Source organism: Streptomyces sp. NPDC031274 (assembly GCF_055570235.1).
In genome coordinates this window covers 50,352-64,078 of record NZ_JBVIHP010000012.1, presented here as the reverse complement: position 1 = coordinate 64,078, position 13,727 = coordinate 50,352, and the positions used below count along the sequence as shown (strand labels likewise).

Annotated in this window: 14 protein-coding genes; 8 read left to right on the top strand and 6 right to left on the bottom strand. The window is 71.5% G+C overall.

Annotated elements, in window-relative coordinates; translation table 11 throughout:
- Positions 1-59 precede the first annotated feature (59 nt).
- A complete protein-coding gene (locus ACZ5CR_RS20315; RefSeq protein WP_468859323.1) occupies positions 60-242 on the top strand; it encodes a DUF6243 family protein in 183 nt (60 codons plus the stop codon).
- A gap of 165 nt (positions 243-407) precedes the next feature.
- Positions 408-1,247, top strand: coding sequence for a dimethylargininase (gene ddaH, locus ACZ5CR_RS20310; protein WP_468859592.1), 840 nt, complete (start codon positions 408-410; stop codon positions 1,245-1,247).
- Here the strand turns inward: ddaH and ACZ5CR_RS20305 are convergent.
- The 3 genes from ACZ5CR_RS20305 to ACZ5CR_RS20295 all read right to left on the bottom strand — a co-directional run bounded on the left by ACZ5CR_RS20305 (position 1,244) and on the right by ACZ5CR_RS20295 (position 4,984).
- Positions 1,244-2,278, bottom strand: coding sequence for a small ribosomal subunit Rsm22 family protein (locus tag ACZ5CR_RS20305; protein WP_468859322.1), 1,035 nt, complete (start codon positions 2,276-2,278; stop codon positions 1,244-1,246). The two genes, ddaH and ACZ5CR_RS20305, sit on opposite strands and share 4 nt — an antisense overlap.
- Before the next feature lie 235 nt (positions 2,279-2,513).
- Positions 2,514-3,581: a serine hydrolase domain-containing protein gene (locus tag ACZ5CR_RS20300; protein ID WP_468859591.1), complete on the bottom strand. Its 1,068-nt coding sequence runs from the start codon at positions 3,579-3,581 to the stop codon at positions 2,514-2,516.
- A 59-nt stretch (positions 3,582-3,640) separates the two neighbouring features.
- The gene (locus tag ACZ5CR_RS20295) at positions 3,641-4,984 is read right to left on the bottom strand and encodes a Bcr/CflA family multidrug efflux MFS transporter (protein ID WP_468859320.1); all 1,344 of its coding nucleotides are present in this window, start codon (positions 4,982-4,984) and stop codon (positions 3,641-3,643) included.
- 93 nt (positions 4,985-5,077) lie between these two features.
- Here ACZ5CR_RS20295 and ACZ5CR_RS20290 point away from each other — a divergent pair, with 93 nt between their 5' ends.
- Positions 5,078-6,082 (top strand): Gfo/Idh/MocA family protein, encoded by a 1,005-nt coding sequence (locus ACZ5CR_RS20290; protein ID WP_468859318.1) that lies wholly within the window; start codon positions 5,078-5,080, stop codon positions 6,080-6,082.
- 24 nt (positions 6,083-6,106) lie between these two features.
- Here ACZ5CR_RS20290 and ACZ5CR_RS20285 read toward each other — a convergent pair whose 3' ends face one another.
- Positions 6,107-7,741 carry an alkaline phosphatase D family protein gene (locus ACZ5CR_RS20285; RefSeq protein ID WP_468859316.1) on the bottom strand — a complete coding sequence of 545 codons (1,635 nt, stop codon included), beginning with the start codon at positions 7,739-7,741 and terminating at the stop codon, positions 6,107-6,109.
- A gap of 133 nt (positions 7,742-7,874) precedes the next feature.
- Here ACZ5CR_RS20285 and ACZ5CR_RS20280 point away from each other — a divergent pair, with 133 nt between their 5' ends.
- From ACZ5CR_RS20280 to ACZ5CR_RS20270, 3 genes are all read left to right on the top strand, one after another.
- On the top strand, positions 7,875-8,726 hold the full coding sequence (locus ACZ5CR_RS20280) for an SDR family oxidoreductase (RefSeq protein ID WP_468859314.1): 852 nt from the start codon (positions 7,875-7,877) through the stop codon (positions 8,724-8,726).
- Between the two features lie 217 nt (positions 8,727-8,943).
- A complete protein-coding gene (locus ACZ5CR_RS20275; protein WP_468859312.1) occupies positions 8,944-9,417 on the top strand; it encodes a lamin tail domain-containing protein in 474 nt (157 codons plus the stop codon).
- 179 nt (positions 9,418-9,596) lie between these two features.
- Positions 9,597-10,526 (top strand): PhzF family phenazine biosynthesis protein, encoded by a 930-nt coding sequence (locus ACZ5CR_RS20270; protein WP_468859310.1) that lies wholly within the window; start codon positions 9,597-9,599, stop codon positions 10,524-10,526.
- Between the two features lie 123 nt (positions 10,527-10,649).
- On the opposite strand, the gene ACZ5CR_RS20265 is transcribed toward ACZ5CR_RS20270, so the two are convergent.
- Both ACZ5CR_RS20265 and ACZ5CR_RS20260 read right to left on the bottom strand, forming a co-directional pair.
- Positions 10,650-11,663, bottom strand: coding sequence for an aldo/keto reductase (locus ACZ5CR_RS20265; RefSeq protein ID WP_468859308.1), 1,014 nt, complete (start codon positions 11,661-11,663; stop codon positions 10,650-10,652).
- Positions 11,664-11,771: 108 nt separating this feature from the next.
- On the bottom strand, positions 11,772-12,095 hold the full coding sequence (locus tag ACZ5CR_RS20260; protein ID WP_468859306.1) for a nuclear transport factor 2 family protein: 324 nt from the start codon (positions 12,093-12,095) through the stop codon (positions 11,772-11,774).
- A gap of 206 nt (positions 12,096-12,301) precedes the next feature.
- On the opposite strand from ACZ5CR_RS20260, the gene ACZ5CR_RS20255 reads away from it, so the two are divergent.
- Both ACZ5CR_RS20255 and ACZ5CR_RS20250 read left to right on the top strand, forming a co-directional pair.
- Positions 12,302-12,850 (top strand): DoxX family protein, encoded by a 549-nt coding sequence (locus ACZ5CR_RS20255; RefSeq protein WP_468859305.1) that lies wholly within the window; start codon positions 12,302-12,304, stop codon positions 12,848-12,850.
- Positions 12,851-12,928: 78 nt separating this feature from the next.
- The gene (locus tag ACZ5CR_RS20250; RefSeq protein ID WP_468859303.1) at positions 12,929-13,699 is read left to right on the top strand and encodes an SAM-dependent methyltransferase; all 771 of its coding nucleotides are present in this window, start codon (positions 12,929-12,931) and stop codon (positions 13,697-13,699) included.
- Positions 13,700-13,727 lie beyond the last annotated feature (28 nt).

The window sequence follows — 13,727 nt, the reverse complement described above, 5'->3', positions numbered from 1 at the left end:
GCCCTAGAAGTTCTCGAAGTTCTCGAAGTTCTCGAAGTTCTCGATCCGGAGGTACACACATGACGCGAGGCGGAGCAGGAAACATGCTGGGCGTGGGCGGTACACGCACCACCCTCTCCCGCAAGGCGCTGCGCGGCGGGGGCCGGGGCGGCCAGGTCGGCGGCGGGCTCAGCCCGCAGGCGCAGAAGCGTGAGCTGTTGCGCAAACTGCGGGAAGGCCGCTCGGCGCGCGACGAGTCATGAGGCCGGGACGTGGATGGCGTCTTAACCATCCGCGGCCCCGGGTGGACCACTCGTCGAACCACCCGTTCAGATCACAGCGCGAGGGCTCCTCAGACCGCACCATGGGCACAACTGACCCGCTATGGGCAGGAACTGACCACCGCGGTACGTGAGGAGCCCTCGTTGATTCGATTTCCTCGTCGCGCCACACCCCGGCGCTATCTGATGTGCTCACCGGCACACTTCAAGGTCACGTACTCCATCAACCCATGGATGGACCCCTCGAAGCCGGTCGACGTGCCCCTGGCCGTCGCCCAGTGGGAGGACCTGCGTGACCGCTACCGCTCGCTCGGCCACACCGTCGAGGAGCTCACCCCACGTCCGGACCTGCCGGACATGGTCTTCGCCGCGAACGGCGCGACCGTCATCGGGGGCCGCGTGCTCGGCGCGCGGTTCGCCTACCCCGAGCGCGGCCCCGAGGCCCTCGCCCACCTGGAGTGGTTCCGGGAGCACGGCTTCACGGACCTCCATGAACCCACGCACGTGAACGAGGGCGAGGGCGACTTCGCCGTCACGTCCTCGTACGTCCTCGCCGGACGCGGCTTCCGGGCCAGCCCCCTGTCGCACGGGGAGGCGCAGGAGTTCTTCGGCCGCCCGGTGCTCGGACTCGACCTCGTCGACCCCCGCTACTACCACCTCGACACGGCGCTCGCGGTGCTCAGCGACACGGGAGACACGGGAGACACGGGGGACGACATCATGTACTACCCGCCCGCGTTCTCGCCGGGCAGCCAGGCGGTGCTGCGGCGCCTCTTCCCCGACGCGCTGATCGCCGAGGAGCCGGAGGCGGTGGCTCTCGGGCTCAACGCGGTCTCGGACGGCTTGCACGTGCTGCTTCCGCAGGGCGCGATCGGCCTCTTCGCTCCGCTGCGGGAGCGTGGTTATGAACCCGTCGGCATGGATCTGAGCGAGCTGCTCAAGGGCGGCGGCAGCGTGAAGTGCTGCACGCAGGAGCTGCGCGGCTAGGGGGTGCTCCCCTGACCACTCCCCTGGCTCTCCTGGTGCGGCGGCCAGGCGTCACCCCACTCCGCGTCGCGGGCCGCGCGGTAGAGCGGGCCGTGGCGCTTGGTCACCGTCTCCCGGTGCAGCGTCTCGTCCGTCGCGCACAGGTCCAGCAGGACCTGGCCCTTGCGGATCTGCGGCTTGCGTACGACACGCTTCGGCGCCGGTTCGGCGTCGAAGCGGACGGCGGCCACATAACTGAACTTCTCGTCCTCGTACGGCAGTGAGCCGCCCTTGACCTGCCGGTGCAGGGAGGAACGGCTGACGCGGGCGGAGAAGTGGCACCAGTCCTCGCCGGGCACGATGGGGCAGGCGGAGCTGTGCGGGCAGGGCGCGGCGATACGGAACCCGGCGGCGATCAGCCGGTCCCGCGCCTCGATGACGCGCAGGTAGCCGTCGGGGGTGCCGGGCTCGATGATGACGACGGCCTGGGCGGAGGCTGCCGCCGCCGCGTCCACGACCGAGCGGCGGTCGCTCTCCGTCAGCTCCCCGAGCACGTACGACACCGTGACGAGATCGGTGCTCTCGATGCTGAGCGCCGATCCGATACGAGAGCGCTGCCACTGTGCCGCCTTCAACCAAGGATTGGCGGCGGCCAGTTCACGCCCCAGGGCCAGCGCGGGCTCGGCCCAGTCGAGAACCGTGACGGGCCGCTCCCCGTCCCAGGTCGCACTCACCGCCCAGGTGGCCGCACCGGTCCCACCACCGACGTCCACATGGCTGCCGGGCGCCCACCCCGCGGGCGCCGCGTCGGCGAGGGCCCCGAGCGCGGAACGCACGGCCTCGAAGGTCGCGGGCATGCGGTACGCGGCATACGCGGCGACGTCCGCACGGTCACGCAGAATCGGGGCGTCGGTCGGGGTACGCCCCCGATAGTTGGCGATCAGCCGCTCAACGGCTTGCACGGCCTGCTTGGGCGGCAACCCGTCGAGAAGCCCCGCGAGGGCACTGCGCAGGTTCTCGGCAGGAGATGCCGGGGAAATCGGGGCGTTCACCCCGTGATTCTAGGGTGCGTGAAGGAGCGCCCCGAAAGGGGCGCGGGGCAAGCGGCTCCACCGCGGGACGCGACCGGACCCCGCAAGGGGCGCGAGGAACGGCGCGCCAAGCCCCCACCGCCCCGCGGGCTTCCCACCACCAGGGTCCCGCAAGGGGCGCGGGGAACGGCGCGCCCAACCCCCACCGGGCCCGCGGGCACATCACCGCACCCCGGCGAAGCGCTCTGCGAAGCGCTCAGCGCACCGCGGCCCGGGCCAACCGGGAAGCAGCCCGTGCCCGAGGCCCACTGTCGGCGGGCCCCCGCCGCGGATGCACCGTATTCGCCAGGAGAACCAGAAACGTGTCCGTGACGGGGTCGATCACCAGCGACGTCCCCGTGAACCCCGTATGCCCCGCCGCCCCGCGCCCCGCGAGCTCCCCCATGAACCACGCCTGATCGACGCCGAAACCAAGCCCCGGCGGCGTCAGCATCAGCTCCACGAAGTCGGGGCCGAGGATGCGCGCCTTGCCGTACGAGCCGCCGCACAGCAGCGCCCGGCAGAAGACCGCCAGGTCACGCGCGGTGGAGAAGAGCCCGGCGTGCCCCGCGACGCCGCCGAGGGCCCAGGCGTTCTCGTCGTGCACCTCTCCCCGCAGCATCCCCCGATCGGCCTTCGCCCAGGGCCTGCGCTGGTCCTCGGTGGCGGCCGCTTCGGGGCGCGGCCCGAAGCCGGTGGCGGCCATGCCGAGCGGCCGGGTGATGCCCTCGCGCACGAGGACATCGAGCGGGCGGCGTGTGAGGCGCTCCAGGACGTGCTGGAGGAGCAGCATGTTCAGGTCGGAGTAGAGGTGCTCGCCCGGCGGACTCGACGGGGCTTCGGCGCGCAGGGCGGCGAGGCGCGCCGCGTCGTCCGGGCAGTCGTACAGCGGGAGTTCGGGCCGGAGGCCGGAGGTGTGCGTGAGCAGCTGGCGCACCGTGATGCCGTGCTCGGCAGCCGCGCCGAACTCGGGGACGTACGCCGAGACAAGGGCGTCGATGCCGAGCGTGCCCCGCTCGAGCTGCTGCATCGCGGCGACCGTCGTGAACAGCTTGGTGAGCGATGCCAGGTCGAAGGGGGTGCCGGTGCGGGTCAACACCTGCTGCGCGGGCGGAAGTTCGACGCCCGCGTCCTTCTCGGGGTCGTACGCCGCGTAGCGCACCGCACGGCCCACCGCCTCCTCGACGGCGATCACCGGGCCGCGTCCGGCGAGCACGACGGCGCCGGAGCACCAGGGTCTCTCGCCGCGCGTCAGGGCGCGCACCTCGCGTACGAGGTGGCCCATCTCGTCCGTGTCGAGCCCCGCGCGGTCCGGCGTCCCGGCGCGCAGCAGGCGTGGCGCGGTCAGTGGTCCGTCCCCTCCCGGTTCGGCCTGGCCGAGTGCTGCCAGGGGCGGCACAGTCCCATGAAGCAGCCTATGGCCGCCAGGGCGCAGACGAGCTGGACGACGGCCATCGGGACGGCCGTGGCCTCGCCCGCGATGCCCACGAGGGGCGACGCGATCGCGCCGATGAGGAAGGAGGACGTGCCGAGCAGCGCCGACGCGGAGCCCGCGGCGTGCGGGGTGCGCATCAGCGCCAGGGCGTTGGTGTTGGGCATCGCGAGGCCCATCGCCGACATCAGGACGAAGAGCCCGGCCGCGACGGGGAACAGGCCGACGTCCCCGAAGACACCCGACGTCATGAGGAGCAGCGCGGTCGCCGCGAGGGTGATCACGACGAGGCCGAAGGTGAGCGCCTTGTCGAGGCTGACCCGGCCGACGAGGATCTTGCCGTTGATCTGGCCGACGGCGATCAGGCCGATGGAGTTCACGCCGAAGAGCAGACTGAAGGTCTGCGGGGACGCCCCGTAGATCTCCTGGATGACGAACGGCGAAGCGGAGATGTACGCGAAGAGCGCGGCGAACGCGAAGCCGCCCGCGATCATGTACCCGGTGAAGACGCGGTCGGCGAGGAGCGACTTCATGGTGCGCAGCGCCTCGACGGTGCCGCCGCTGTGCCGGTTCTCGGGGGCGAGCGTCTCGGGGAGACACCGCCAGACCAGCGCTGTGAGGGCGACGCCGATCACGGTGAGGACGACGAAGATGCCGTGCCAGTCGGTGAAGCGCAGGACCTGGCCGCCGATGAGGGGCGCGACCACCGGGGCGACCCCGGAGATCAGCATGAGCGTGGAGAAGAAGCGGGCCATCTCCACGCCGTCGTAGAGATCGCGTACGACCGCGCGGGCGATGACGATGCCTGCGGCGCCCGCGAGGCCCTGCAACAGGCGGAAGCCGATGAGGAGTTCGACGGTGGGCGCGAACGCGCAGATCGCGGTGGCGAAGATGTAGACGAAGAGCCCGATGAGCAGCGGTTTGCGCCGCCCCCACTTGTCGCTCATGGGCCCGACGACGAGCTGCCCGAGCGCCATGCCGGTGAGGCAGGCGGTGAGGGTCAGCTGGGCGGTCGCGGCGGACGTGTGCAGCGTGCGGGTGACCTCCGGGAGCGCCGGCAGGTACATGTCCATGGAGAGCGGCGGGACCGCGGTGAGTCCGCCAAGGACGAGGGTGACGAGCAGGCCGGTGCGGCGCTGCGCGGCGAGAGCCCCGGCGGCGGGAACAACGGGGGCAGGGCCCGGCTCCGCTGTCCGGGACTGCCGTATGAGGGGGTCTTTGGACCCACTCGTGGTGCGGCTGCCGTGCTCCGGCATGCGGATTCCCTCCCGATTAGGCGTGCGATTACCTATGCTCTCAGCTCAGCTGTGCTGGTTGAGACCATTTTCGCGGTATGGACAGGGGCCCCAGTGGTGAAAGACAACCTCGAACCCGTGCGTTGGGGCATCCTCGCGACGGGCGGGATCGCCGCGTCGTTCACGGCGAACCTCCTCGACATGCCGGACGCGGAGGTCGTCGCGGTGGCGTCGCGCACCGACGCGTCGGCGAAGGCGTTCGCCGAGCGGTTCGGGATACCTCGCGCGTACGGGGACTGGGGCGCGCTCGCCGAGGACAAGAACGTCGACGTGGTGTACGTGGCGACGCCTCACGCGTCGCACCGGGCGGCGGCGGGGCTGTGCCTGGACGCGGGGCGCGCGGTGCTCTGCGAGAAGGCGTTCGCGCTGAACGCGCGCGAGGCGCAGGAGATGGTGACGCTCGCCCGGCGGCGCGGCCTCTTCCTGATGGAGGCCATGTGGATGTACTGCCATCCGCTGGTCAGGCGGCTGAAGGCGCTGGTCGACGAGGGGGCGATCGGCGAGGTGCGGACGGTGCAGGCCGACTTCGGGCTGGCGGGTCCCTTCCCTTCCTCGCACCGTCTGCGGGACCCGGCGCAGGGCGGCGGCGCGCTGCTCGATCTCGGCGTGTACCCGGTGTCGTTCGCGCACCTGCTGCTCGGGGAGCCCTCGGGAGTGACCGCGAGAGCAACGCTCTCGGATGAGGGCGTTGATCTCCAGACCGGAATGCTGCTCTCGTGGGAGAGCGGTGCTCACGCTCTGTTGCACTGCTCCATCAACGCGGGCACCCCCGTCGGCGCCTCCGTCACCGGTTCGCGGGGCCGCATCGACGTACCGGACGGCTTCTTCTTCCCGGAGCGCTTCGTGCTGCACCGCGACGGCCGCGAGCCCGAGGAGTTCACCGCCGCCCCCGAGGACGGCCCCCGCGACAGCCTCAGGCACGAGGCCGCCGAGGTCATGCACCGCCTGCGCGCGGGCGACACCGAGTCGCCCCTCGTCCCCCTGGACAGCACCCTCGCGGTGATGCGGACCCTGGACGCGGTGCGGGAGCGGATCGGGGTGCGCTACCCGGGCGAGTGAGCGCACCCGTACAGAACCGCCCGACTACGCGGGCTTCAGGCCCGGGTTCCCCGCCTCCGTCACGAACGAAGCCGCCGTCGTGATCGGCGCCCCGGGCTTCGACACCGCGGGGACCGTCTTGAAGTCGGCGCGCGCGGACTCCTGGCCGAGGTCCACGGTCACGTATCCGCGGCGCCCGTTGTAGAACTTCATGTGCGGGTTGGCCTTGGTGTAGGTGTCCCAGTTCGCGGGCTTGTCTGCGCCGTCCTTGCCGCTCGCGATGGACGTGGCGACGATCTCCGTACCGACCGTCTTGGAGCCCTGGTCGGCGAAGTCGGCCTTGATGTCGTAGGCGTACGCGACGTGCACGTCGCCCGTGAGCACCATCAGGTTCTCGATCCCGGCCGACGCCGCGCCCGCCAGGACGCGGTCGCGGGAAGCGGTGTAGCCGTCCCAGGCGTCCATGCTGACCTTCGCCACCGCGTTGAGGTCGAGCTTGCGCTCGGAGAAGTTGACCTGCTGCGGCACGACGTTCCACAGCGCCCGCGAGCGGCGCCAGCCCTCGATGAGCCAGCGCTCCTGCGTGGCGCCGGTGAGGGTGCGCCTGGGGTCCGTGGACTCCGGTCCCGGGACGTGGGAGCCGTCGCCGTAGGCCTGGTCGGAGCGGTACTGGCGGGTGTCGAGGACGTCGAACTGCGCGAGCTTGCCCCACTGCACCCGGCGGTAGAGCTGCAGGTCGGGGCCGCTGGGCCGCTGGGGGCTGCGCAGCGGCAGGTTCTCCCAGTACGCGCGGTAGGCGGCGGCGCGGCGGACCAGGAACTCGGCCGGCGGGTTGCCGTTCTCGTCGCGGTCGCCCGCGTAGTTGTTCTCGGCCTCGTGGTCGTCCCAGGTGACGACGAAGGGGTGCGCGGCGTGCGCGGCGCGCAGATCGGGGTCGGACTTGTAGAGGGCGTACCGCAGGCGGTAGTCCTCAAGGGTCTGCGTCTCACGGTTGTAGAGGGCGGGCAGGGTGCGGTCGGTGTAGTTGCGGTTGCCGCCGACCGAGTTCACCGCGTACTCGTAGAGGTAGTCGCCGAGGTGGAAGACGACGTCCACGTCGTCCTGCGCCAGGTGTTTGTACGCGGTGAAGTAACCGTCGTGGTACGCCTGGCAGGAGACCGCGGCGAGCGTCAGGGAGCTCACCTTGCCGCCGAGCGCGGGGGCGGTGCGGGTCCGGCCCGTCTCGCTGGTCCACGTCCCCGTCCTGAAGCGGAAGTAGTAGGTCCGGCCGGCGTCGAGGTAGCCCACCTCGACGCGTACGGAGTGGTTGAACTCGGGGTGGGCGATGACGGAACCGCGTCTGGCGATACGGCGGAAACGGGCGTCGTGGGCGAGTTCCCACTGGACGGTGACGCGCTGAGCGGGCAGACCGCTGCCCGGCTCGTACGGGGACGGGGCGAGGCGGGTCCAGAGCAGGACCGAGCCGGGCAGCGGGTCCCCGGACGCCACGCCGAGCGTGAACGGGTTGTCGGCGATCTTCCGCGGGTCCAGCTCCGCGGCGCTCGCCGCGCCCGCGGTCGGCAGGTTGGTGGCGAAGGCGAGCGCGGCTGCGGCGCCGGTGACGGTGAGGAAGCGCCGGCGGCCCAAGTGGCTCGCGGCGGCTCGGAGCTCTGCTGTGTCCTGCTGGCCTGCGGGTGTCATATGGCCCTCCCCTGACGATTGGTGTCCTGGGCATGCAAGTGGTGGGGGACGACGCGCGACTGTCGCGTACACAACACCTGCATGGCGGACGGATGATGTCCGCGTGGACACCCCTCACGTACGCTGCGGGGCCATGAACGCAGAGCTAACTGGGCACCCGACCGAGCAGACAAGGACCGCGGTGGTGACCGGCGCGGGCTCCGGGATCGGCAGGTCCGTGGCAGTGGAACTGCTGCGGGCCGGATGGTCCGTGGCACTCGCGGGGCGCCGCTCGGAGACCCTGGAGGAGACGGCGGCGATCGCCGCGGGAGTGTCGGAGGGCGCCGCGGTGCGGCCCGTCCCGCACGCCGAGGACGCCACCGAGGTGAACGCCCCGGCCAAGACCGACGCACTGTGCGTACGCACCGACGTCTCGCGGCCCGAGGACGTGGCCGCGCTCTTCGCCGCCGTGCACGACCGCTACGGCCGTCTCGACCTCCTCTTCAACAACGCCGGTACGTTCGGCCCCGGCGGCGTCCCGGTCGACGAGCTGGAGTACGACGCGTGGCGGCACGTCGTCGACACGAACCTCCACGGCGCGTTCCTGTGCGCGCAGGCGGCCTTCCGGCAGATGAAGGGGCAGGACCCGCAGGGCGGCCGGATCATCAACAACGGCTCCATCTCCGCGCATGTCCCGCGCCCGCACTCCGTCGCGTACACGGCGACGAAGCACGCGCTGACCGGCCTGACGAAATCCCTCTCCCTGGACGGCCGCCCCTACCGGATCGCCTGCGGCCAGATCGACATCGGCAACGCGGCGACCGACATGACCGAGCGGATGCGGGACGGAATCCTCCAGGCCAACGGCGAGTTGGCGCCCGAGCCGGTGATGGACGTGTCGGACGTGGCACGGACGGTGCGCCATATGGCGGAGCTGCCGCTGGAGGCGAACGTGCAGTTCGCGACGGTGCTTGCGACGAACATGCCGTTCGTCGGGCGGGGTTGAGCATGCTGTTCGCCGGGCGGGGTTAGGGGCGGGGCCGCCGGACGCCAGTGGCGTCCGGCGCCTCTTTTCTGTGGCCGACCGTGACCCCGCCCTCACGGTCGGCCCACATCTTCACAAACGGAATAGGAAGCACCGCGTCAATTACGCGCATCACACCCCGTATGCTCAGCAAGCCCTCCACGAGAACTCCACATTCAGAGCACACTCGGAGCACACCTTGCGCATACGTTCCGCCGCCCCGGCCGTTCTCGCCGCCGCCGCACTTTCGGCCTCGCTGCTCGCCACGTCCCCCGCGACCGCGGCCACGGCCGCCCGCCACCAGGGTGGACTGCACCTCGGGTACATCCAGTACGACAGCCCGGGCCGGGACTCCCGCTCCAACTCCTCGCTGAACGCGGAGTGGGTCAACATCCACAACAACACCGGCTCGGCGATCCAGCTCAAGGGCTACAAGCTGAAGGACAACACCGGCTACACGTACACCTTCGGCAGCTACAAGATCGGCGCCGGCAAGACCGTCAAGGTCCGCACGGGCAAGGGCACCAACGCGTCCGGCGTCCGCTACTGGGGCCGCGGCTCGTACGTCTGGAACAACACCAGCGACAAGGCCCGCCTCATCAAGCCGAGCGGCTCGCTCAAGGACTCCTGCTCCTGGACGAACAGCAACCCCGGCTACAAGAACTGCCACTGACGGCTGCTGTCTGCTGTCTGCTGTCTGCTGTCTGCTGACTGCTGACTGCCTGCCGCTGAAGGCCACTTGCCACTGTGAATGGGGAGGGGGGCAGGGCAGCCGCTCCGTGACGGCCGGTCGGGGGCCCGCGCTGGGGAGCCGCGGGAATGACCGGGGTCGCGGAACGGTTGCCCTGCGACATGACAACGAACTCGGCTGACGCCGCCTCTCCTGCCAGCTCTCCTGACGCCACCTCTCCCGCCGTCTCTCCTGACGTACTGCGATACACCGCGTTCGCGACCGACCCGGCGGGCGGCAACCCCGCCGGGATCGTGCTCGACGCCGCCGGGCTCGACGATGCGGCGATGCTGGGGATCGCGGCGGAGGTGGGGTACAGCGAGTCGGCGTTCCTGCTCCCGGGCTCCGGTGCCGGTGCCGAAGATGCGGGCCGCGCCTTCGATGTGCGCTACTTCAGCCCGCAGGCCGAGGTCTCCTTCTGCGGGCACGCGACGGTGGCGGCGGCGGTCGCACTGGCCGAGCGGGGCGGCGGTACGGGCGACTTCGTCTTCTCCACGCGGGCGGGCACGGTGCCGGTGACCGTGACCGACGTGGACGGCACCCTTCGGGCGACGCTCACCAGCGTCGAACCGCACGTCACGGAGGTCGCGGCGGCCGACCTGGCCGAGGCCCTGGCCGCGCTCGACTGGCCCGCGGCCGACCTCGACCCGGCGCTGCCACCCCGTATCGCCTACGCGGGCGCCCGCCATCTGATCCTGGCCGCCGCGACCCGCGAACGCCTCGCCGACCTCTCGTACGACTTCGAACGCCTCGCCACCCTGATGCACCGCCTGGACCTGACCACGGTCCAACTGGTCTGGCGCGAGTCGGACTTGACCTTCCACGCCCGCGACCCGTTCCCGGTGGGCGGAGTCGTGGAGGACCCCGCCACGGGCGCCGCGGCGGCGGCGTTCGGCGCGTACGCCCGTGAACTGTCCCTGGTCCCGGCGGAGTCGGAACTCACCCTTCACCAGGGCGCGGACATGGGGCGCCCCGGCGTACTCACGGTGACCTTGCGGGAAGGGGACGCGAGGGTGCGGGTGAGCGGGGCGGCGGTGCGGATCGGAGGGTAGGTAGGTAGATGGGTCGGTAGGTAGATGGGTCGGTAGGTAGATGGGTCGGTAGTAGGTTCCGGGTAGGTAGGTTCCGGCCCCCGCCCGACCCCTCTCCCCGCGCGCCATCGCCCTCCGAACGGACTACTCCCCGCCCACCGCGCGCACCTCACTCAGAATGCGCTCGACCTCCCCCAACTCCCCCTCACTCAAAGCCCCGTACTCCATCGCGCCCACGTTCTCCTCGACCTGCGCCACGGTCCGGAAGCCCGGCACCGGTACCGCCATCGGGCTCCGCGCCCAGAGCCAGGCGAGCGCCCCCTGTGTGAGGCTCCGACCGCCGCCGGTCAGCACGGACCGCAAGGCGTCCACCCGCGCCAGCCACTCGGGATCCGCGCCCCCGCCCGTTCCGAAGCCCGGCAGCCAGGCGGGCGGCGCGCTGCGGATGTCTCCGGCCTCCGGCACACGCCCGGCGCTGAACTTCCCGGTGAGCAGCCCCATCGCCAACGGGCTCCGCAGCACGCTCGCGAGCCCGAGCTCCTCGCAGAGCGCCAGCATCTTTGGCGCGTCCTGGAGCACATTGCAGCGATGCTGCACCGCCGCGCAGTGCGGCCCCTCGGCGAAGACCGCCACCCGTGCCGGGTCGTCCGTACTCCACCCGTACGCCCGGATGAGCCCTTCCCGCACGAACTCCTCGCAGGCGTCGCGGAGTTGCGCGGCGCGCTCCGGGTCCGCGTCGCCGATGTGCAGCTGGTAGAGGTCGACGTGATCCGTGCCGAGCCGCTTCAGCGAATCGGTCAGCGCACGGCGCGCGTACGCGACGGAGTCGTCCGCACGCCCGAGCGCGGCCCGCCTCTCCTCGTCGAAGAGGTTGCCCCACTTCGTGGCGATGACGACGTCGTCCCGCCGCGCGCCGAGAGCACGCCCCAGGACACGTTCGCTGTGCCCGGTCCCGTAGTTGTCCGCGGTGTCGAAGAAGTTCACGCCGAGGTCCACGGCCCGCCGGATCGCCCGTACCGACTCCTCGTCGTCGACCGCACCCCAGCCGAACGGCTCCCCGTTCGGCCCCGACCACTCGCCGCCGATGGCCCAGCAGCCCAGTCCGAGCGCGCTGACCTCGATACCGCTGCGCCCCAATGTCCTACGTGTCGTCTCCATGCCCATGGACGCTAGGAGTTGAAGCGCACGCGAAGACAAGCCCTCGCGCGAAAAGCGTCACGCGCCGCTGCTTCAGGACGCGGTACTGACTCGGGCCTCGCTGCTGCCTCAGGCCTGCCCCGTCTCGAACCGGGAGACCTTCCCGCCGTCGACGGTGAACTGCCACCTCGTCCGCATCTCTCCCCACGTGTCGTTGCGGAACGTGACGATCAGCGCGCGTCCTCCGTCCGACTCGTTCTCCACGTCCATGTGGCCGTGCGAGGAGAAGATCTCGCGGTCGGTCCAGTCGGCGATGTTCCGGTCGGAACCGTCGTCGGACATGGCCGCGTCGGGTGTGAGGACCGCCTGGAAGGCGGCCTGGTCGTGGGCGTTGACGGCGGTGACGAAGGCCCGGACCGTCGGGTCGGAGAGCCGGTTTACCTGGATGCTCATGCGCCCACGGTCACACCGGCCGCCCGACCCCGCCACCGGGCGGGGTCACCCGTACGGCCGATTGAGCCAGGTGCACGGCGAGGCTCTGACGGACGGTGGGGGGACGGCACCGACACACACGGAACACACGGACTCACCCGTCCCACCCACATGCAATCGCCTCTCCCCCCTCCCCTCCCCCCCCTCTCGCCCCAGGAGTCAGCACCATGACCAGTTCCTGCTTCGACCGACGCGACCTGGGCCTTCTCCTGCTCCGCGTCACAACCGGCGGAGTCCTCGCCGCCCACGGCGCCCAGAAGCTCTTCGGCTGGTTCGGCGGCCACGGCATCGAAGGCACCGGCGCCTTCATGGAGTCCATCGGCTTCGCGCCCGGCAAGGCGAACGCCATCATCGCCGGGCTCGCCGAGGCAGGCGGCGGCACGCTGCTCGCACTCGGCCTCGCGACCCCCGCCGCCGGTTCCGCGGCGGCGGGAGCCATGGCCGGGGCGACCGCGGTACACGCACCCAACGGCTTCTTCAGCCAGGGCGGCGGCTACGAGTACCCGGCGTTCCTCGGCATCGTCTCCGCGGCCCTCGCGGTCACGGGCCCCGGCGCCTACTCCGTCGACAGCGCGCTCGGCCACTCCTTCAACCGCAACTGGATGGTGCCTGCGGCCCTGGCGGGCACGGCCGTCGGAGCGCTCGTGTCAGTGGGCTCGCGGGCGAGGAACGTACGCGAACAGGAGCAGAACCAGGCGGGCCCGGAAGGGGCCTGACCGCCCCCCTCGCGGCCGGGCGCGTCGCGGCGAAAGTCGCTTTTCGCGGCCCGAGTTGACGGGATAGCGTCGTCGCCCATGACCGAGACCACCGCCCCGGACCTGCCGCCCCGCCTCACCGGCCTCACCTTCCACGGCCCGCTCTCCGAGGCACGTGCCGCACGCCTCGTCGAGCGCGTCACGCCGGGCACCGGCTCCGTCCTCGACATCGGCTGCGGCTGGGGCGAGTTGCTGCTCCGCGTCCTCGATGCCGCCCCGGACGCCACCGGCGTGGGCGTCGATCTGTCGGCCGCCGACCTGGCCAGGGGCCGCGCCGCCGCCAAGGAGCGCGGCCTGGCCGAGCGGGTCTCGTTCGTCGAGGAGTCGGCGACGGACACCACCCACGGCCCCGCCGACCTCGTCCTGTGCCTGGGCTCCAGCCACGCGCTCAGCTCCGCGGAGCCGCCCGGCCACACCGCCGCGGCCCTGCGCGCACTGCGCCGCCTGGTCAGCCCCGGAGGCCGTGTCGTACTGGGCGAGGGCTTCTGGCAGCGCACGCCCGCCCCCGCCGAACTCGCCGGGATGTGGCCGGATGCCCACGCGGGCGAACACCTCTTCCTGGGCGACCTGGTGGACGCGGCGATCGCGGCGGGCTTCCGCCCGCTGTGGGTGGAGACGGCGAGCACGCAGGAGTGGGAGGAGTTCGAGTCCGGCTACCGCACGGACGTGGAGGAGTGGCTCGCCACGTACCCCGACCACCCGCTGGCCGCCGAGACCCGCGAGAAGACGGACCGCCAGCGCGACACCTGGCTGCGGGGGTACCGCGAGGTGCTCGGTCTGGCCTATCTGACCTTGATGCCGGTGGCCTGAGGGCGGTCCTTGACGGAGATCAGGGGCG